Here is a 17,604-nt window from a genome sequence, read left to right on the forward strand (position 1 = left end):
TTACAGGTGGTCGATCCTGAAGTGCGAGAAGGTTGCCGCCCCGGCGTGTCCTGATCCGACGGGCGCGAGCGCGAACAGTCCGAGCAGTGCGCCGACCCAGCGCCAGGGGGTGGCGGTGAAGACGGGTCCGGAAGGGCGCGGGCCCTCACCGAGGTCGTAGAAGAACCGGCAGCGGGCCCCGGCGCCGATCTCGATCCGCAGCCGCGCCTTTCCGGCCGGCGCGGATCGCGGATGGTCGGCGTCCCGCTCCCGCTCGGCGACTCCCTCGGCGAACCGGTGCACGAGGTGGACCGCCCCGTCGGCCCCGCGCTGGAGCCCGATCCAGCTGAAGGCGTCCCCGAGGACGGTGAGTCCGGCGCGTGCGCCCGGCTCCTCGCTGTGCAGGTGCAGGTCCACCTCGACGGCCGACGGGGTGCCGGGCAGCCGCTGGGTGAGGACGTTCGGCAGGGTGCGCAGGTCGTGCGCGTCGGCCGAGCGGACACAGGTGAGCCGCAGGCCGTCGCCGGAGTGGTGGGTGGCCCAGCCGTGCTGCGGGTTGGCGGTCCACTGCCACTGACGGCCGAAGCGTCCGCCGGGGAAGTCGTCGTCGGTGGCGGGCGCCGCGTCCGGCTGCGGCGGCAGATCGGGCTTCTCGTGTACGGCGACCGGGGCGCCCGCGTCGCCGAGCACCGGCCAGCCGTCCTCGCCCCAGCTCATCGGCTGGAGGTGCACGACCCTGCCGTAGGCGCCCTTCTGCTGGAAGTGCAGGAACCAGTCCTGGCCGGACGGGGTGCGCACCCAGCCGCCCTGGTGGGGGCCGTTGACGTCGGTGTCCCGCTGTTCCAGGACGACCTTCTCCTCGTACGGGCCGAAGAACCCGCGCGAGCGGAAGGCGCCCTGCCAGCCGGTCTCCACTCCCCCGGCGGGGGCGAGGATCCAGAACCAGCCGTCGTGCCGGTAGAGCTTGGGGCCTTCGAGGGTGAACCAGCCGGGGATCCGGTCGCCGTCGACGATCAGCTTGCCCTCGTCGAGGAGTTCACGGCCGTCGGGGCTCATCCGGTGGCCGGTGAGACGGTTCTTGACGCCGGAGCGGGACTTGGCCCAGGCGTGCACGAGGTAGGCCTCGCCGGTCTCCTCGTCCCACAGGGGGCAGGGGTCGATCAGGCCCTTGCCGGACTTGACGAGGTGCGGGCGGGTCCAAGGGCCCCTGATCCCGGGGGCGTTGACCTGGAAGATGCCCTGGTCGGGGTCGCCCCAGAAGATCCAGAACCGTTCGTCGTGGTGGCGCAGCGAAGGCGCCCAGACCCCGCAGTCGTGCCGCGGCCTGGTGAACTCCCCCGCGGGTTCCAGGCGTTCGAGGGCATGACCGATCAGGGTCCAGTTGACGAGGTCGCGGGAGTGCAGCAGCGGCAGGCCGGGGACGCGGCCGAAGCTGGAGGCGGTGAGGTAGAAGTCGTCGCCGACGCGCACCACGTCGGGGTCGGACCAGTCGGCGTTCAGGACGGGGTTCGTGTACGTGGCTGTCACTGGCTGACCGCCTTCCGCACCAGGGCCGCCGCCTCGAGCCGGGGCAGGCGCCCGTCGGCCACGACGGTGACGATCCGCCGTACGACGGTCTCGCCGGGCGGGACCGGCAGCCGTGCCTCGGACGCCAACGACGAGCCCACGCCCGGGTATTCACCGGCGCGCACGAACCAGGGGTCGCGTCGGGTCTGTTCGGTGGCTCCGGCGAAGACGAGCGTCCAGGTGCCGCCGGTGAGGGCGATCCAGTCGGCGCGGGTGCCGTGGACGGCGTCCTCGCCCTCGCGGTCGACGGTGAACACCTCGGGTGCCGTGGCCTCCTTGCGGGCCCGCCAGAAGAAGCCGCCGTAGGCCGCGCCGGGGCGGCCGTTGGTGGCCGGGCTGCCGATCGACAGGGGGTCCGGGGTGACGTTGGTGAGGGAGAAGGTGAAGTCCAACGCCCAGGCGGTCGGGGTCAGTTCGGTGGCCGCGACGGTACGGCGCTCGCGCAGCAGTTCGGCTCCGGAGGCGACCCAGCGCAGCTCCTCCACGAAGCCGTCCGGGTCGCGCAGCTGGAAGGAGCTGTGGCGCTGGGCGCCGTGGTTGTCGAGCTCGGTGGGGCCCCGGTCGCGGACGTAGGTGCGGCCGCCCCAGAAGTTGTGCCCCTCGACGTCGGGAACGGCGACACCGACGCCGAGGTGGTGGATGTGGTCGGCGGGGCTGAGTTCGGTGACAGCCGTGCCGGCCAGGGTGGTGACGGGGTGCAGATAGGGGCGCGGGGAGAGCCGGTCGGGCAGCTCGGGCCGGGTGACGTAACGGCCGACGGGGCGGCCCGCGACACGCAGGACCGGGGAATCGGGGGTCGTCATGTGCTCACCTCGTTCGCTTCGTGTGGCCGGGCCCAGTCGGCGCCCAGCTCGGAGTACAGGGCGAGGCTGTCGGCGGCGGCCGCCACGAGCCCGTCGATGCCGGGGACGACCCGGCGCCCCTCGTCGGGCAGCAGGTGCCAGGCGGAGGCCGGCAGCGGGGCCGGGTCGGGGGCCAGCCGGATCGCCTCGACGACCTTCATGAAGGCGCCCGTCGCCTCCGGGACGACCAGCAGCTCGTCGCCGTCGGTGACGTGGTCGACCAGGTTCTCCAGCAGGTCGGTGCGGCCGTACTCGTACTCCTCGGGGCCGTGTCCGGCCCGCTGGAGCAGCACGCGGTCCTGCTTGTACCAGTAGGTGATCCGGCCGCTGTCGCCGTGCACGACGACGTACGGCTCGTCGGGGTCCTCGGCGCACAGGGTCGCGGCGACGGTGACCTTGAGGCCGTTCGCGGTGGTGACGCGGACGCAGGAGGTGTCGTCGGACTCGATGTCGTTGGCGCGCTGGAGCTCGGTCTCGATGCGGGTGACGTCCTCGGCGCGGGTGGTGCCGCCCAGGGCGAGCGCGGTGGCGACCGCGTGCGCGAGGGGGTTGGTCAGCACGCCGTCGATCACGTCGACGCCGTTCATCCGTCGCTTGCCCGCCCAGGGCGCACGCCGGTAGTACGACTCGGCGCGGGCCCAGGCACCGGCCCCGCCGATCCCGGTGACCTCGCCGATCGCGCCCTCCTCGACGAGCTCGCGGATCGCGGGCACGGCGTGCGAGCCGAGCGACTGGAAGCCGATCTGGCAGGCGACCCCGGCCGCGGCGACCCCGTCGGCCATGCGGCGGAACTCGGCGTAGGAGGGGGCGGGCGGCTTCTCCAGCAGGATGTGCACCTTGCGGCGGGCCGCTTCGAGCGCCAGGTCGGTGTGGGTCGGGATCGGGGTGCAGATCACGGCGATCCGGGCGCCGGTGGAGTCGAGGAGCGCGCCGAAGTCGGCGGACTGCGCCGGTGTTCCCAGGCCTTCGGGGAGCTCGTCCGCGGTCAGCGGGGTCAGCTCGCAGATCCCCGCCAGTCGTACGATCCCCTTGTCCTGCAGCCGGCGGATGTTCTCCAGGTGCCAGCGGCCGTGGCCGCGCGCGCCCGCGAGGACGATGTCGACGGTGCCCGTGGTGTCTTCGGTGTTCATGGTGCCGTCCGTGTTCATGGCATCCTCCCTGCGCCCGCGCCGCGCGCCACCTGTCGGTCGGCCGCTGCGGCGCTGTCGATCTTTGTGTGCAGGGTAGGCGTCCAGCCGACGTCCGCCGTGAGATCACGCTCGCTGCCGGAGTTGTAGGCGTTGTGGATGGCGAGCAGGTCCACCGGATAGCCGTTGAAGAGGGTGCCGGTCTGGTGCAGGGCGCTGCCGTTCCAGCTCTTGACCAGGTCGGCGGCCTCGATGTGGCCGGGGGTGTGGAAGGCGTTGTTCTCGGCGAAGATCGCGGACTCGGTGGAGACGCCGAGGGAGTAGCGGTAGTCGTCGCCTTCCGCGAGGTACCGGTTGTTGTAGACGTGCACCTGTCCGAAGCGGACGCGGGGGGCGCGCTGTACGACGGACTCGAACTCGTTGTGGTGCAGGGTGACCCGGAGTCTGCCGCGGTCGCCGGTGGCGGAGTCGCTGTTGCCGATGAGCATCGCCTTGTCGTGGCCGGCGAAGCGGCTCCAGGAGACGGTGACCAGGTCGGAGCCGCCCGTGATGTCGAGCAGTCCGTCGTGGCGGAGGTAGTTGCGGGCGAAGTAGGTGGGCTCGTCCGCGTCCGGGTGGCCCTTGTCGCTGAGGGTGACGTGGTCGACCCAGACATGGGTGGAGCCGGTCAGCCAGATGTTGTCGTACGCCGTTTTCCAGTCGCCGAGGCCGCCGGTGTTGGGCTGCCAGACGGGGAAGCAGTCGTAGGCGTCACGGGAGTCGAGGTTGCGGATGATGACGTTGGTGGCGTTCCTGACCTGGAGGCTCGCGCCCTTCAGTACGGCGCCCTTGAGCCCGACGATCGTGGTGTTGGACCCGACGGTCAGCTCGACCCGCTCGGCCTGCTTCCTGGCCGACGCCTGCCGGGCCTCCTCCTGCGGGCCACTGGGCTTGGCGGAGCCCCAGGTCCGCGGGTCGTAGGCGGCGAGGTACCGCTGGGTCGAGTACCCGCCGGTGGCGTAGTCCTCGCAGTCCAGGTGATCGCCGTCGTCGTCGGTGTTGGCGTCGACGGTCCCGGCGATCCTGATGATCTTGGGGGTGGCGCTGCCGCCGTCGAGAGCGCGGACCAGTCCGGCGCGGTCGGTGACGGTATGGACGTGCTCGGCGTCGGCAGCGGCTCCTCCGGTGGTGCCTTCTCCCTCGGAGGCCCAGCCGTCGTTCGCGGGCAGGGTGTCCCGGCCGAAGTCCCGGGCTTCGGCGTGCGCGGGCAGGCAGAACAGACCGACCATGCCTGCGGCGAGGGCGAGGTGACGGATCCTCATACGTACACCTCCGTGCCGGATTCGGAGCGTGGCTGTTGCCGGACGCTCGCTCCGAGCGCGGAGACCGACCGCCTCCGAGCGCCCTCGCCTCGCCCCAGAAGGGCACGGCCGACGGCCCGGCCCTCGGCGCGGACGACGACGCCCACCAGGCCCAGCACCACGCCCCCCGCTGCGATCCGACGGAGTCTCATCCCTTCACCGCCCCCGCGCTGAAGCCCGTGATCAGCCACTTCTGGATGAAGGCGAACACGATCACCACGGGGACCGCCGCGATGATGCCGCCCGCGGCCAGCGCGCCGAGGTCGACGCTGTCCGCGCTCATCAGGGTGTTGAGACCGACCGGAATCGTCTGCTTGTCCTGGTTGTTGAGGAACATCAGGGCGAACAGGAAGTGGTTCCAGGAGTGCACGAAGGCGAAGGAGCCCACCGCGATCAACCCCGGGCGCAGCAGCGGGAGTACGACGATCCTGAACGCCGTCATCCGGTTGCAGCCGTCGACCCAGGCCGCCTCCTCCAGGGAGTACGGCACGTTCTTGATGAAGTTGCTGATCAGGATCATCGACAGCGGCAGCTGGAACACCGTCTCGGCGATGATGACGCTGCCCAGCGAGTTGATCATCTTCAGCTCGGCGAAGATCTCGAACAGCGGCACCAGGAGCAGCGCGCCCGGCACGAACTGCGAGCACAGCAGCGCCAGCATGAACGCGTTCTTGATCTTGAAGTCGAACCGGGCGAGGGCGTAGCCGCCGGCCAGGGCGACCAGCGTCGTCATCACCAGGGTGGCGAGACCGACGTACACACTGTTCTCGAAGTACGTGCCGAAGGACCGCTGGGTCCACACCTTCTCGAAGTGGTCGAAGGTGATCGGCCAGGGCACCAGCGAGGTGGAGCCGGCCGGGCGCAGCGCGAACAGCAGGATCCAGTAGAACGGGATCAGGGTGAAGACGAGGTAGATCGACAGCGGTGTGTAGATCTGCCAGCGGGGTGCCTCGTCCCAGGCGCGGCGGTGCTTGACCGGACGGGTCGCCTCGGGGGTCTCCGGCACGGGCGCGGGCGCGACCTTCGTGGCCTCCTTGGTGATCACTTGGAACCGCCTCCGAACTTGCTCAGCCGCAGATAGACCATCGAGCAGAAGAGCAGGATCACGAACGCGACCGTGGTCAGGGCGGACGCGTAGCCGAAGTTGTGGGCGTCGACGCTGGTGTTGGCGATGTAGAGGGGCAGGGTCGTGGTCTCCCCCGCGGGCCCGCCGCCGGTCAGCGTGTAGAGCAGGTCGACGTTGTTGAACTCCCACACCGCGCGCAGCAGCGTGGACAGGATGATCGCGTCCTTGAGGTGCGGCAGCGTGATGTGCCAGAACTGCTTGATCTTGCTGGCCCCGTCGACCTCGGCGGCCTCGTACAGGTCCCTCGAGACGGACTGGAGGTCGGCGAGGATGAGGATCGCGAAGAAGGGCACCCCGCGCCACAGGTCGGCGACCACCGCCGCCGAGAACACGGTGGAGGTGTCCGACAGCCAGCTGGTGCCGTAGGAGCCGATGCCCATGTCGGCGAGGTAACGGGTGATGCCCGTCTGGGAGTTGTAGAGCAGCACCCAGATCGCGGAGGTCAGTACCCCGGACACGGCCCACGGGGAGAAGACGAGCGCGCGCCCCAACCCCCGGCCCACGAAGGTCTGGTTGACGATCAGCGCGAGCGCCAGACCGAACAGCAGCTGGAGTCCGACCTCGACGACGACCCACTTGGCGCTGAAGATCAGCGTGTCCCAGAACTGCGGGTCCTTGGTGAAGATCTGGACGAAGTTGTCGAAGCCCGCGTACCCGTTCCGCCACGGCTTGGTGGGGTTGTAGTTCTGGAGGCTGTAGTAGAAGACGCTGATGACCGGGTAGGCGATGAAGCCCAGCATCAGCAGGGCGGCCGGCGCGATCAGCAGGTACGGCAGCCTGCGCGGCGTGGCGGAGGCACGGCGTCGCCGGGGTGGCGCGGGCGGTTTCGCCACGGCTGCGGCTTGGGCCATGACAGGGTCTCCGTTCTCGGTACGGCTTGCTTTCGTGGTGCGGTAAGCGCTTTCTCGCAGTGCGTGGGGTGCCACCAGGGGTTGCGTGGCGGGTGCGGGTGCGATGGGGCTGGTCGCGCCCACGCGGCGGAGCCGCATGTCGATACAGCCCCGCCCCCTGGGGAAGACTCGTCAACCGGCGTAGGGGTCTGGGACCTTGCCTTGCCTGGCCAGGAACTCGAAATCGCAGCCTGTGTTCGCCTGGGTGATCTGGTCGTTGTAGAGGGCGCCGTAGCCTCGTTCGTAGCGGGTGGGCGGAGGCGTCCAGTCCTTACGGCGGTTCTCCAACTCCTCGTCGTCCACGTTGAGTTGGAGGGATCGTGCTTCGACGTCCAGGGTGATCGAGTCGCCGGTGCGGACGAGGGACAACGGGCCTCCGACGTACGACTCCGGGGCCACATGGAGCACACACGTGCCGTAACTCGTGCCGCTCATGCGGGCGTCGGAGATACGGACCATGTCGCGCACGCCCTGCTTGAGCAGGTGGTCGGGGATCGGGAGCATGCCGTACTCGGGCATGCCGGGGCCGCCCTTGGGGCCGGCGTTGCGCAGCACCAGGACACTGTCCGCGGTGATGCCCAACCCCGGGTCGTTGATGGTGCGTTGCATGGACTTGTAGTCGTCGAAGACGACCGCGGTGCCGGTGTGCTTGAGCAGGTGGGGCTCGGCGGAGATGTGCTTGATGACGGCACCGTCCGGGCAGAGGTTGCCGCGCAGGACGGCGACCCCGCCCTCGCTCGCCACCGGGTTGTTGCGGGTGCGGATGACGTCGTCGTCGTGCACCTCGGCGCCCTCGATCTGCTCGCCCAGGGTGCCGTTGACGGTCGGCCGGTCCAGGTGGAGCAGGTCGCTGATCCTGGAGAGGAAGGCGGGCAGGCCGCCGGCGAAGTAGAAGTCCTCCATGAGGTACGTCTGTCCGCCGGGCCGTACGTTCGCCAGGACCGGGACCGTGCGGGCGATGCGGTCGAAGTCGTCCAGGGTGAGCTCGATGCCCGCCCGGCCGGCCATGGCGATCAGGTGGATGACCGCGTTGGTGGAGCCGCCGAGCCCGAGCACCGTGGTGACGGCGTCCTCGAAGGCGTCCCGGGTGAGGATGTCGGACGGCTTGAGCCCGGTCCAGGCGAGCTCCACGGCCCGGCGTCCGGAGGCGGCCGCCATCCGCTCGTGCGCGGAGTCGACGGCCGGGATCGAGGACGCACCCGGCAGGGTCATGCCAAGGGATTCGGCGGCCGCGGTCATGGTGGACGCGGTCCCCATGGTCATGCAGTGCCCCGGAGAACGCGCCAACCCGCCCTGCAACTCCCGCAGTTCGCAGTCGGTCAGGTTGCCCGCGCGGTGCTCGTCCCAGTACTTCCACATGTCGGTGCCGGACCCGAGGGTCTCCCCGCGCCAGTGACCCGGCAGCATCGGCCCGGCGGGCACGAAGATCGAGGCCACGTCCGCCGAGGTCGCGCCCATGAGCAGCGCCGGAGTCGACTTGTCGCAGCCGCCGAGCAGCACCGCCGCGTCGATCGGGTACGACCGCAGCAGCTCCTCGGTCTCCATGGCGAGGAGGTTGCGGTAGAGCATCGGGGTGGGCTTCTGGTAGGTCTCCGAGAGGGTGGCGACCGGGAACTCCAGCGGGAAGCCGCCCGCCTGCCACACCCCCCGCTTGACCGCCTCGGCGCGCTCGCGCAGATGGACGTGGCAGGGGTTGATGTCGGACCAGGTGTTGAGGACGGCGATCACCGGGCGGCCCCGGTACTCCTCGGCCTCGTAACCGAGCTGCCGCATCCGGGCGTTGTGCGACCAGGTGCGCAACTGGCCCTCGGTGCCGTACCACTGGTGGCTGCGCAGTTCCTCCGGGCTCATGCGCTCCCTGGTCATATCGACCACCCCGCGGCTATTCCGGCGACCTCGGCACGCTCGGACTCGGGCAGCACCCGGCTCGGCGGCCGCACGTCACGGCGGCACAGGCCCAGGGAGGCGAGGGCCTCCTTGACGACGGTGACGTTGTTGGCGGAGCCGTTCGCGGCGCGGAGCTCCTCGAAGCGGCGGATCTGCTCCCAGACCTTCATGGCGGCCGGGTAGTCGCCGGATCGAAGCGCTTCGATCATGTTCAGCGAGACGGCCGGGGAGACGTTCACCAGTCCCGAGGTGAAGCCGGTGGCGCCCGCCGAGAAGTACGAGGGGGCGTAGGGCTCGGCGAGTCCGGCGACCCACACGAAGCGTTCCAGTCCCGCGTCCCGGGCGAAGGCGGCGAACTTGGCCGCGTCCGGGACGGCGTACTTCACCCCGATGACGTTCGGGCATACGTCGGCGAGTTCGGCGAGGCGCTCCCCGCTGAGCTGGGCGTTGCGGATGTAGGGCACCACGCCCAGCTCCGGGACGGCCTCGGCGATCGCGCGGTGGTAGTCGACCCAGCCGCTCTGCGAGACGTAAGGGTGGACCGGCTGGTGGACCATGACCATGCCCGCGCCGAGCTCCCGGGCGTGTCGGGCGGAGGCGACCGCGGTGGGCACGTCGTGCCCGACGCCGACCAGGATGTCGGCCCGGTCGCCGGCCTCGTCGACGGTCAGCTCCGTGACCAGGCGGCGCTCCTCGGGCGCGAGGGCGTAGAACTCGCCGGTGTTGCCGTTGGGGGTGAGGGTGGTGACGCCTCCGTCGAGCAGCCGGCGCAGCAGGGCCCGGTGGGTGTCCTGGTCGACGGTGCCGTCCTCGGCGAACGGTGTCACCGGGATCGCCACCACGTCGGCCAGGGCCGCCCGCTGGGTCTCGAATGTCTCGCTGCTCATTCCTGGCCTTCCTGGTCCAGCACTCCGGGGAACGCTCGTTCGACGAAGGACGCGATGTGGGCGTGCAGGGCGCGGCCCGCACCGTCCGCGTCGCCCGCCAGGGCGAGCCGCAGGATCTCCCGGTGCTCGCCGGCCTCCCGCTCCCAGGACGGCGAGGCCGCCCAGGCGACGGCGGAGACCAGGGCGGCCTGGTCGCGGACCTCGTCGAGCATCCGGCCGAGCAGCGGATTGCCGCAGGGCAGGTAGAGAGCGCGGTGGAACTCCCGGTTGGCGAGGGAGCGTTCGGCGGTGTCGGTGGCGTCGTCGGCCCGCGTGAGGGCGTCCCGCGCGGCGTCCAGCGACGCGCCGCGGCGCACCGCCCGCTTGAGCGCCTCGGGTTCGAGGAGCAGGCGGACGTCGTAGACCTCGCGCGCCATGTCCGCGTCCACCATGCGCACCGTGACGCCCTTGTACTGGCTCATCACGACGAGCCCGGTCCCGGCCAGGGTCTTGAGCGCCTCGCGCACCGGGGTCTTGGACACCCCGAACTGTGCGGCGAGTTCGGTCTCCACCAGGGCCTGACCAGGCGTCAGGCGCCCGGTGAGGATGCGGCGTTTGATCTCCTCCAGCACGTACTGCGTGCGGGAGGGGATCGGCGTGGGCACAGAGGTCATGCGCGCCTCTCGGATCTCGCGTATCGGATCGTGTGTATCTGATCTCGCGTATCGCGTCTCATATATGACGTACGAAGTACGACGCGTTGAAGGTAGGAGGGTGGTGATGTTTCGTCAATGCTTCCGGCAAAGGAAGTTGAAGTTGCGGTGAAGACGCGTCAGACGAGCCGGGTGGCGCCCTCGAAGGCGGTGGAGGTGCGTCCGGCGAAGGCGACGGCAGCCCTGGCGGTCGCCAAGTCCCTGGTGAGGGTGGGTCCTACATGGGTGACGATCAGCTCGCGGACCCCTGCCTTGCGGGCGATGTCACCGGCGTCCTCCGGGGTCAGGTGGACCTGTTCGCCTTCGCGATGCCGGTCGATGTCGGCCTCGCACAGGAACACGTCCGATTCCGCGGCGAGTTCGACGAGGGCGGCGCAGGGTCCGCTGTCCCCCGAGTACGCGAGGACCCGTCCGGCGCACTCGGCGCGCAGCCCGTACGCCTCGGCGTCGTGGACGACGGCCCGGGAGACGAGCCTCAGGTTCCAGTGCCGGACCTCGTGGCCGTCGTACAGGGGCTGGAAGTCGAGGACACCGCTGAGGAACCGGGTGTCGGACCGCCCGAAGAACCCGGCGAGCCGGTGGGCGGCGCCGGGTGGGGCGTAGACCGGGATCGGGGCGGGCGGGGTGAGGCCGCCGTACGCGAAGGCGTAGACGGCGGCGAGGAGATCGGCGGTGTGGTCGGCGTGCAGATGGGAGATCCAGATCGCCGTGAGCCGGGAGGGGTTCGTGTGCCGCTGCAACTCCGCGAAGGTGCCGGGTCCGGCGTCCACCCATATCTCGGCGCCGCCGCCGCGCAGCAGATAGCCGGAGCAGGGGCGGCCGGGTGCCGGGTGCGGGGAGGCGGTACCGAGGACGGTGAGGCTGAGGGGCGGCATGGTGGGGAGCGTACGGTCCGGACCCGCCGCCCGCCGCCGCTTTCTGTCCGACTACGGCACGGTGGTACCGGCGTCTACGGCGTCGGGCCCCGCGCTCGTGTCCAGGGCGCGGGACGCCGGTCGGGGCGGCCGCCCCGGTTCCGCCCGCCGAAGTGCCGTCAGGACGGCCGGTCCGCCGCGGTGCCATCAGTGTCCGCCTCGGGTTTCGCCCGCCGAAGCGCCCCGGCAGGGCGCCGGTCCACCGAGGTGCCGTCAGGGCGCGTCCGCCCAGCGGCCCGCCCGCCGACGTGTCGTCAGCGCGTCCAGCCAGGGTCCCGTCCGCTCAGGCCGATCGTCCTGTCCAGGAGGGGTGCGCTGTCGGGTACCGGGACGATCGGGCCGAAGATGGCGTCCCGGCTCGGGTCCTCGGCGGAGGCCCGCAGGAAGTCGTACGACGCCTGGAGCGCTGCCGGGTCCGGGTCGTACGGGCGTCCGGTGGCCACGGCCAAGTCCCAGCCGTGGACGAGGAGTTCGTCGACCGCGACGGCGGCGGCGATCTCGCCCGGCAGGTCCACGCCACCCGCGCGGGTCATCCCGGTCCAGGCGGCCGGGTCCCGCCAGGCCTCGGCGAGTTCGTCGAGGACCTTGGGCAGCTCCTCGCGCCAGCCGGGGCCGGCGTCCGGGAGGGAGTCGGTCGGCGGGGTGTCGGTGGTGGCACCCAGGTCCTTGCGGCCGGCGTCGCGGAAGGCGGCGGAGAGACCGAGCAGATGGCCCAGCATGTGGCGCACCGCGTACGCCGGACACGGTGTGGCGTGCCCCAGCTGCTCGTCGGTGACGCCCTCGGCCAGCAGGGCGATGACGCGGGTCTGCGGTCCGAGGTCCAGGGGCGGGACGGTCATGCGGTACTCCTCAGGGTTCGCGATGTCGTGAAGGGTGGACCGGCCCCACTGCGAAAACTCATCGCTCACAGATCTAGGGCACCTGCCCCATCCCGCCCCCGGGGCCTTAGACCCACGCTTTCCCCCCATGACGACGACATGGGCCGTGCTCCGGGACCGCAACGCCAGGCTGTATCTCGCCGGAGTCCTCGTCTCCGGCTTCGGCACCTCGGCCCTGTGGCTGGCCGCCGGGGTCTGGGTCAAGGACCTCACCGGCTCGGACGGCCTGGCCGCGCTGTGCATGCTCGCGATGTGGGCACCGACCCTCGCGGGCCCGCTGCTCGGCGCCCTCGCCGACCGGGTCCGCCGCAAACCCCTGCTGATCGGCGGCAACCTCCTGCTGGCGGCCCTCCTGCCGATCCTCCTCACCGGCCGGGTCCCGGTCATCCTCACGATCCTCTTCGTCTACGGCGCCGTGGGCGTGGTCCATGACGCGGCGGAGTCGGCCCTGGTCGCCGGAGCGGTCGCGCCGTCCCTGCTCGGCGACTTCAACGGCCTGCGGACGGCGATCACGGAGGGCATGAAGGTGGTCGCCCCGCTGGCGGGCGCGGGCCTGTACGCGCTCCACGGCGGCCCGGGCGTGGCACTCCTGGACGCGCTCACGTTCGTGCTGGCGGCGGGCCTGTACGCGGGACTCCGCGTCCGGGAGACGGGACCCGGCCGGGAGCAGGGATCCGCATCGTCCGGCCCGGAGAAAGAACCCGCGCCCTCCCACCGCACCCCTTTCACAGAAGGCGCCCGCCACATATGGGCCCACCCCACACTCCGCCCCCTGGTCCTGGCCGGCGGCACCACCATGTTCTGCGCCGGGGTCAACGGCGCCCTGCTCTACGCCGTGATCGACGCCCTCGGCCGCTCCCCCGCGTACGCCGGTGCGCTGTACGCCGTCCAGGGCGCCGGATCCGTGGCGGTGGGGCTGTTCTCCGGGCCCGCGCTGCGGCGTCTGGGCGGGCGCGGGTTCGCCGGGTACGGCATCGCCGTCACCGCCGTGGCCGCCGGGCTGCGGGCACTCCCCTCCGAGCCGCTCGCCCTCGCGTGCAGCGCGGCGATCGGCGCGGGCCTGCCCTGCGTGCTGATCGCCGCGCTCACCGCCGTGCAGCGCGAGACGCCGGACGCGCTGCTGGGCCGTACCGTCGCCACGGCCAACACCCTGGTGTTCGCGCCGAACGTGCTCGGCCTCGCGGTGGGCGCGGCCCTGGTCGAACTGGTCGACCAGCGGCCGCTGTCCGCCGTCCTGGGCGGGCTGTGGCTGGCCACGGCCGTGCCGCTGTTTCAGAGGCCGGCCAGCGCCGAGCGGATCGCCTCCAGGTCGCCGTCCGACGCCAACCCCGCGTGATACAGCCGGACTTCGGTCGCCCCGAGCTCGCTCGCCCGCGCCACGTCCGCCGCGAGGGTGCCCGGGCTGCCGCCCATCTCCGCGACGACGGGGAAGTTGGCGGCGATCACGGCGTCCTTCCGGGTCTCGGCGAACGGCGTGAGCAGGCCCGGCCCGCCCGCGCAGGGCACGACGACGCCGTCCGCGACGGAGAGGATGTGCTGGGGGTCGACTCCCGGGTTGGCGCCCACGTGGTAGGTCACCGGGTCGGCGTGCAGCAGGATCTGGAAGCCCTCGGGAGCGGCCGCGCGGACCGCCCGGACCGCCGTCTCCTGGAGCGTGCGCGCGGTCTCGTCACGCCACGCACGCGTGGCCGCCGCGAGCTCGTCGCCGAGGAGCTTCTGCACCCCGGTCCAGCCCCCGTCGTCCGGCGCCCCCTGCCACAGCGGTTCCAGGGCCGTGCGCACGGTCGCCGCCAACTCGTCGGGATCGGCACCCTGTTCGCCGTACCCCTCGCGGCAGCTCGGGCAGAAGCAGAGCGCCATGAGGTACATGCCGGCGTCGCCGAGCGGGACCCCGCCGGTCTTGTCGTGGGCGTGCAGGTGCTGGAGGCCGTACCAGCCGAGGGACTCCAGTTCGGTGCCGGCCGCGCCGGGGCGGACGGCCGCCTCCACGGCGAGGTCGACGAGGTACGCGCGCGTGGCGGGCTGGGCGATGCAGGGGGCCCACGGGTAGCGGTCGCCGTAGGCGTTGACGACGGAGGTGCTCGGATGCTCGGCGCCCATCCGGGAGTTGTGTGCGAGGACGACCCAGGTGTGCACCTCCAGACCGGCCCCGGCGAGCTCGGCGCGGGCCTCTTCGAAGGCGTCGCCCGGCGCCCAGTCGCCGGCCGCGTACGGGCGCAGCTCGCGCCCCTCCCAGCGCGCGTCCGTCGGGTACAGCACCGCCGCGTGCTCGGCGGTCACGATGCGGTGGCGGGGGTGCCGGGGGGTCAGCGCGCGCGTGGAGTGGTACGCGGCGGCGAGGCTCGCCTGGCGCACGCCGAGCCCGGCGATGCGGGCCGCGGCCTCCGGGTCCCCGTTGACGTCCCAGGGGTAGACGAACGTCGACGCCTTCACTGTGCCTCCTCCAGGAGCGCGTACCCGCGCTCGATGATCTCCGCGAGCTGCTTCACATGATCCTCGCCCGGCTCGTGCAGCGGCGGGCGGACCTCCCCCACGTCGAGGCCGCGCATCCGGACGCCGGCCTTCACCAGGGAGACGGCGTACCCGCGGCCACGCGCGCGCAGTTCGACGAAGGGACGGTAGAAGCCGTCGAGCAGGCGGCCGGCCGTGGCCCGGTCGCCGTCGACGAGGGCGCGGTGGAAGGCGAGGGCGATCTCGGGGGCGAAGCAGAAGACGGCCGAGGAGTACAGGGGGACACCGATGGCCTGGTAGGCGAGCTGGGTCTGCTCGGCGGTCGGCAGGCCGTTGAAGTAGAGGAAGTCGCCGGGGACCTCGGTGCGCACCGCGCTGACGGTCCGCTGCATCAGGTCCAGGTCGCCGAGGCCGTCCTTGAGGCCGATGATCCGCTCGGTACGGGCCAGCTCGACGACGGTCTCGGGGGTGAACACGGCGTTGTCGCGCTGGTAGACGATCACCGGGAGCTCGGTCGCGGCGGCCACCTCCCGGTAGTGCCGCAGCAGCCCCTCCTGCCCGGCGACCACCAGGTAGGGCGGCATGGCGAGCAGCCCGTCGGCCCCGGCCTCCGCGGCCAGCCGCGCGTACCGCACGGCGAGCGCGGTGCCGTATCCGGCGCCCGCGACCACCGGTACCCGCCCCGCCGTCTCCGCCACGGCCGCCCGGACGCAGTCCTGGAACTCCTCGGGCGTGAGCGCGTGGAACTCCCCGGTGCCACAGCACGCGAACACGGCCGCGGCACCCGCGTCCACGCCTTGGCGTATGTGGGCGCGATACACATCGAGGTCGACGGATCCGTCCGGGCCGTAGGCGGTGACGGGGAAGAACAGCGGCCCGCTGGGGATGCCGAGTCGATGGGCGAGGGCGGCGGACGACGTCACAGGCTCTCCCTAGAATGGCATGCAGAATACTGATCAGAGTTTATATTTATGAACGCACCGCGCGCTACCCTTGACGGCGTCAAGACACGATCTCTAGCTTGTCCACGAATGTGAATACCGTGCACGCATAAGGCCACCCAAGGAGACCCGAGGATGCCCGCTCCCCGCACCGTCCTGCTCACCGGCGCCGCCGGCGGCCTGGGAACCCTGATGCGGGACCTCCTGCCCGCGTACGGCTACGAGCTGCGCCTGCTCGATCTGCGCCCGATCGAGGGCGAGCCGGACGCGGTCGTCGCGGACCTCGCCGACAAGGAGGCGGTGCGCGAGGCCGTGCGCGGTGTCGACGCGATCATCCACCTCGCGGGCATCTCCCTGGAAGCCCCCTTCGAGAAGATCCTCAGGGCGAACATCGAGGGCACCTACAACCTGTACGAGGCGGCACACGCCGAGGGCGTCTCCCGGATCGTCTTCGCCTCCTCCAACCACGCGGTCGGCTACACCCCGCGCCCCCAGGGCCAGGACCCGCTGATCCCGATCGACACCCCGCGCCGCCCCGACACCTTCTACGGCCTGTCCAAGGCGTTCGGCGAGGACCTCGCGCAGTTCTACTGGGACAAGCACGGTCTGGAGACCGTCTCCGTCCGCATCGGCTCCTGCTTCCCCGAGCCGACCAGCGTGCGCATGCTCTCCCTGTGGATGAGCCCCGCCGACGGCGCCCGCCTCTTCCACGCGGCCCTGACCGCCGAGGACGTCGGCCACACCGTGGTCTACGGCTCCTCGGCCAACACCCGCCTGTGGTGGGACCTCACCACCGCCCGCGCCCTCGGCTACGACCCCCAGGACGACTCCGAGCCCTACGCCGAGAAGCTCATCGCCGACCAGGGCGAACTCCAGGACGGCAACGAGGCCCACGCCTACCTGGGCGGCCAGTTCGTGACGGACCCACCGATCTGGCCGTACTGATTCCGGCCACGAGCGCGGGCGGGCACCGAACGGGCCCGCCCGCAGGCGTATCCGGGCATGGCGGCGGGCCATCGGTTGTAGCGCGACAGCGCACAACCAGGGGCGCGGGGAACTGCGCGACCAGCCACAACAAACCCGCAGCCGCCGTACGACCGCACCACCCGAGCTCGTGGGCCCGCCCCGCCCGAACGGGCACACGCGGTCACTATCCCCCACGTAACAGACCTGGTCACCGCCATCCACCCGCTGTAGAACTTCACCCATACGGCCCGAACGGGCAGACGGCGAAGGAAAGCGGGTGACCCCATGTCCGGCACGGCGGAAGAACGCCAGCGGCACATCGTCCGCACCGCCCGCACCACCGGCGCCGTCGACGTCAACACCCTCGCCACCCAACTCGGCGTCGCCAAGGAAACGGTACGAAGAGACCTCCGCGCCCTCGAGGAACACGGCCTGGTCCGCCGTACGCACGGCGGCGCCTACCCCGTGGAGAGCGCCGGTTTCGAGACGACGCTCGCCTTCCGCGCCACCAGCCACGTCCCCGAGAAGCGCCGGGTCGCGGCCGCCGCGGCCGAGCTGCTCGGGGACGCCGAGACGGTCTTCGTCGACGAGGGCTTCACCCCGCAGCTCATCGCCGAGGCCCTGCCCAGGGACCGACCGCTGACCGTGGTCACCGCGTCCCTGCCGGTCGCCGGCGCCCTCGCCGAGGCCGAGAACACCTCCGTTCTGCTGCTCGGCGGCCGGGTCCGGCCCGGCACCCTCGCCACCGTCGACCACTGGACGACCAAGATGCTGGCCGGTTTCGTCCTCGACCTCGCCTACATCGGCGCCAACGGCATCTCCCGTGAACACGGCCTCACCACTCCCGACCCGGCCGTCAGCGAGGTCAAGGCGCAGGCGATCCGGGCCGCGCGCCGCACGGTGTTCGCGGGCGTGCACACCAAGTTCGGCGCGGTCAGCTTCTGCCGGTTCGCGGAGATCGGCGCGCTGGAGGCGATCGTGACCAGCACGCTGCTGCCCTCGGCGGAGGCCCACCGGTACTCCCTGCTGGGCCCGCAGGTCATCAGGGTCTGACGTTCAAACTGACTGCTTCATGGGGCCACTCACGCCAAGTGGTGCCCCTTATGTCCCTCTATGTG

General features: G+C 71.5%; 16 protein-coding genes. 3 read left to right on the top strand and 13 right to left on the bottom strand.

Annotated features, from left to right (window positions below; all coding sequences use genetic code 11):
* The 11 genes from AC2XR2_RS10130 to AC2XR2_RS10180 form a co-directional block, all read right to left on the bottom strand.
* A complete protein-coding gene (locus AC2XR2_RS10130; protein ID WP_381298777.1) occupies positions 1 to 1,506 on the bottom strand; it encodes a glycoside hydrolase family 43 protein in 1,506 nt (501 codons plus the stop codon).
* On the bottom strand, positions 1,503 to 2,348 hold the full coding sequence (locus AC2XR2_RS10135) for a DUF6807 domain-containing protein (protein ID WP_381298776.1): 846 nt from the start codon (positions 2,346 to 2,348) through the stop codon (positions 1,503 to 1,505). The genes AC2XR2_RS10130 and AC2XR2_RS10135 overlap by 4 nt, the downstream gene beginning before the upstream one ends.
* Positions 2,345 to 3,535: a Gfo/Idh/MocA family protein gene (locus tag AC2XR2_RS10140; RefSeq protein WP_491514844.1), complete on the bottom strand. Its 1,191-nt coding sequence runs from the start codon at positions 3,533 to 3,535 to the stop codon at positions 2,345 to 2,347. Before AC2XR2_RS10140 ends, AC2XR2_RS10135 begins: the two co-directional genes overlap by 4 nt.
* Entirely contained in the window at positions 3,532 to 4,815 is a 1,284-nt protein-coding gene (locus tag AC2XR2_RS10145) for a pectate lyase family protein (RefSeq protein WP_491514845.1), read from the bottom strand. Before AC2XR2_RS10145 ends, AC2XR2_RS10140 begins: the two co-directional genes overlap by 4 nt.
* Before the next feature lie 187 nt (positions 4,816 to 5,002).
* Positions 5,003 to 5,899, bottom strand: coding sequence for a carbohydrate ABC transporter permease (locus tag AC2XR2_RS10150; RefSeq protein ID WP_330267751.1), 897 nt, complete (start codon positions 5,897 to 5,899; stop codon positions 5,003 to 5,005).
* Positions 5,896 to 6,831 carry a carbohydrate ABC transporter permease gene (locus tag AC2XR2_RS10155; RefSeq protein WP_381298773.1) on the bottom strand — a complete coding sequence of 312 codons (936 nt, stop codon included), beginning with the start codon at positions 6,829 to 6,831 and terminating at the stop codon, positions 5,896 to 5,898. Before AC2XR2_RS10155 ends, AC2XR2_RS10150 begins: the two co-directional genes overlap by 4 nt.
* 171 nt (positions 6,832 to 7,002) lie before the next feature.
* Positions 7,003 to 8,736 (bottom strand): L-arabinonate dehydratase, encoded by a 1,734-nt coding sequence (gene araD / locus AC2XR2_RS10160; RefSeq protein WP_491514846.1) that lies wholly within the window; start codon positions 8,734 to 8,736, stop codon positions 7,003 to 7,005.
* Positions 8,733 to 9,644 (bottom strand): dihydrodipicolinate synthase family protein, encoded by a 912-nt coding sequence (locus AC2XR2_RS10165; RefSeq protein WP_491514847.1) that lies wholly within the window; start codon positions 9,642 to 9,644, stop codon positions 8,733 to 8,735. The genes araD and AC2XR2_RS10165 overlap by 4 nt, the downstream gene beginning before the upstream one ends.
* Complete coding sequence (locus AC2XR2_RS10170) at positions 9,641 to 10,297, bottom strand: GntR family transcriptional regulator (protein ID WP_381298770.1); 657 nt, start codon at positions 10,295 to 10,297, stop codon at positions 9,641 to 9,643. Before AC2XR2_RS10170 ends, AC2XR2_RS10165 begins: the two co-directional genes overlap by 4 nt.
* Positions 10,298 to 10,455: 158 nt before the next feature.
* Entirely contained in the window at positions 10,456 to 11,211 is a 756-nt protein-coding gene (locus AC2XR2_RS10175; protein ID WP_491514848.1) for an MBL fold metallo-hydrolase, read from the bottom strand.
* A 293-nt stretch (positions 11,212 to 11,504) separates the two neighbouring features.
* Positions 11,505 to 12,089, bottom strand: a complete 585-nt coding sequence (locus tag AC2XR2_RS10180) for a TIGR03086 family metal-binding protein (protein WP_381298769.1) — start codon at positions 12,087 to 12,089, stop codon at positions 11,505 to 11,507.
* A 127-nt stretch (positions 12,090 to 12,216) separates the two neighbouring features.
* Between AC2XR2_RS10180 and AC2XR2_RS10185 the strand changes: the two genes are divergently transcribed.
* Positions 12,217 to 13,464, top strand: a complete 1,248-nt coding sequence (locus AC2XR2_RS10185) for an MFS transporter (protein ID WP_491514849.1) — start codon at positions 12,217 to 12,219, stop codon at positions 13,462 to 13,464.
* Here the strand turns inward: AC2XR2_RS10185 and AC2XR2_RS10190 are convergent.
* Positions 13,401 to 14,561, bottom strand: coding sequence for a hypothetical protein (locus AC2XR2_RS10190; RefSeq protein WP_491514850.1), 1,161 nt, complete (start codon positions 14,559 to 14,561; stop codon positions 13,401 to 13,403). The two genes, AC2XR2_RS10185 and AC2XR2_RS10190, sit on opposite strands and share 64 nt — an antisense overlap.
* Positions 14,558 to 15,502 (bottom strand): 5-dehydro-4-deoxyglucarate dehydratase, encoded by a 945-nt coding sequence (locus AC2XR2_RS10195; RefSeq protein WP_491514851.1) that lies wholly within the window; start codon positions 15,500 to 15,502, stop codon positions 14,558 to 14,560. Before AC2XR2_RS10195 ends, AC2XR2_RS10190 begins: the two co-directional genes overlap by 4 nt.
* A gap of 153 nt (positions 15,503 to 15,655) precedes the next feature.
* On the opposite strand from AC2XR2_RS10195, the gene AC2XR2_RS10200 reads away from it, so the two are divergent.
* Both AC2XR2_RS10200 and AC2XR2_RS10205 read left to right on the top strand, forming a co-directional pair.
* On the top strand, positions 15,656 to 16,465 hold the full coding sequence (locus AC2XR2_RS10200) for an NAD-dependent epimerase/dehydratase family protein (RefSeq protein WP_381298765.1): 810 nt from the start codon (positions 15,656 to 15,658) through the stop codon (positions 16,463 to 16,465).
* 306 nt (positions 16,466 to 16,771) lie between these two features.
* Positions 16,772 to 17,539, top strand: coding sequence for a DeoR/GlpR family DNA-binding transcription regulator (locus AC2XR2_RS10205; protein WP_449349420.1), 768 nt, complete (start codon positions 16,772 to 16,774; stop codon positions 17,537 to 17,539).
* The last annotated feature ends 65 nt before the right edge of the window (positions 17,540 to 17,604 follow it).

It is taken from the genome of Streptomyces sp. LS-MS-L19, from assembly GCF_058382285.1.

What these genes read in the sequence shown, in the direction of transcription:
- AC2XR2_RS10200 (WP_381298765.1), top strand. Translation starts at nt 15,656, where the DNA reads ATGCCCGCTCCCCGCACCGTCCTGCTCACCGGCGCCGCCGGCGGCCTG.
- AC2XR2_RS10170 (WP_381298770.1), bottom strand. Translation starts at nt 10,297, where the DNA reads ATGACCTCTGTGCCCACGCCGATCCCCTCCCGCACGCAGTACGTGCTG.
- AC2XR2_RS10145 (WP_491514845.1), bottom strand. Translation starts at nt 4,815, where the DNA reads ATGAGGATCCGTCACCTCGCCCTCGCCGCAGGCATGGTCGGTCTGTTC.
- AC2XR2_RS10135 (WP_381298776.1), bottom strand. Translation starts at nt 2,348, where the DNA reads ATGACGACCCCCGATTCCCCGGTCCTGCGTGTCGCGGGCCGCCCCGTC.
- AC2XR2_RS10205 (WP_449349420.1), top strand. Translation starts at nt 16,772, where the DNA reads ATGTCCGGCACGGCGGAAGAACGCCAGCGGCACATCGTCCGCACCGCC.
- AC2XR2_RS10165 (WP_491514847.1), bottom strand. Translation starts at nt 9,644, where the DNA reads ATGAGCAGCGAGACATTCGAGACCCAGCGGGCGGCCCTGGCCGACGTG.
- araD (WP_491514846.1), bottom strand. Translation starts at nt 8,736, where the DNA reads ATGACCAGGGAGCGCATGAGCCCGGAGGAACTGCGCAGCCACCAGTGG.
- AC2XR2_RS10175 (WP_491514848.1), bottom strand. Translation starts at nt 11,211, where the DNA reads ATGCCGCCCCTCAGCCTCACCGTCCTCGGTACCGCCTCCCCGCACCCG.
- AC2XR2_RS10180 (WP_381298769.1), bottom strand. Translation starts at nt 12,089, where the DNA reads ATGACCGTCCCGCCCCTGGACCTCGGACCGCAGACCCGCGTCATCGCC.
- AC2XR2_RS10140 (WP_491514844.1), bottom strand. Translation starts at nt 3,535, where the DNA reads ATGAACACGGACGGCACCATGAACACCGAAGACACCACGGGCACCGTC.
- AC2XR2_RS10185 (WP_491514849.1), top strand. Translation starts at nt 12,217, where the DNA reads ATGACGACGACATGGGCCGTGCTCCGGGACCGCAACGCCAGGCTGTAT.
- AC2XR2_RS10155 (WP_381298773.1), bottom strand. Translation starts at nt 6,831, where the DNA reads ATGGCCCAAGCCGCAGCCGTGGCGAAACCGCCCGCGCCACCCCGGCGA.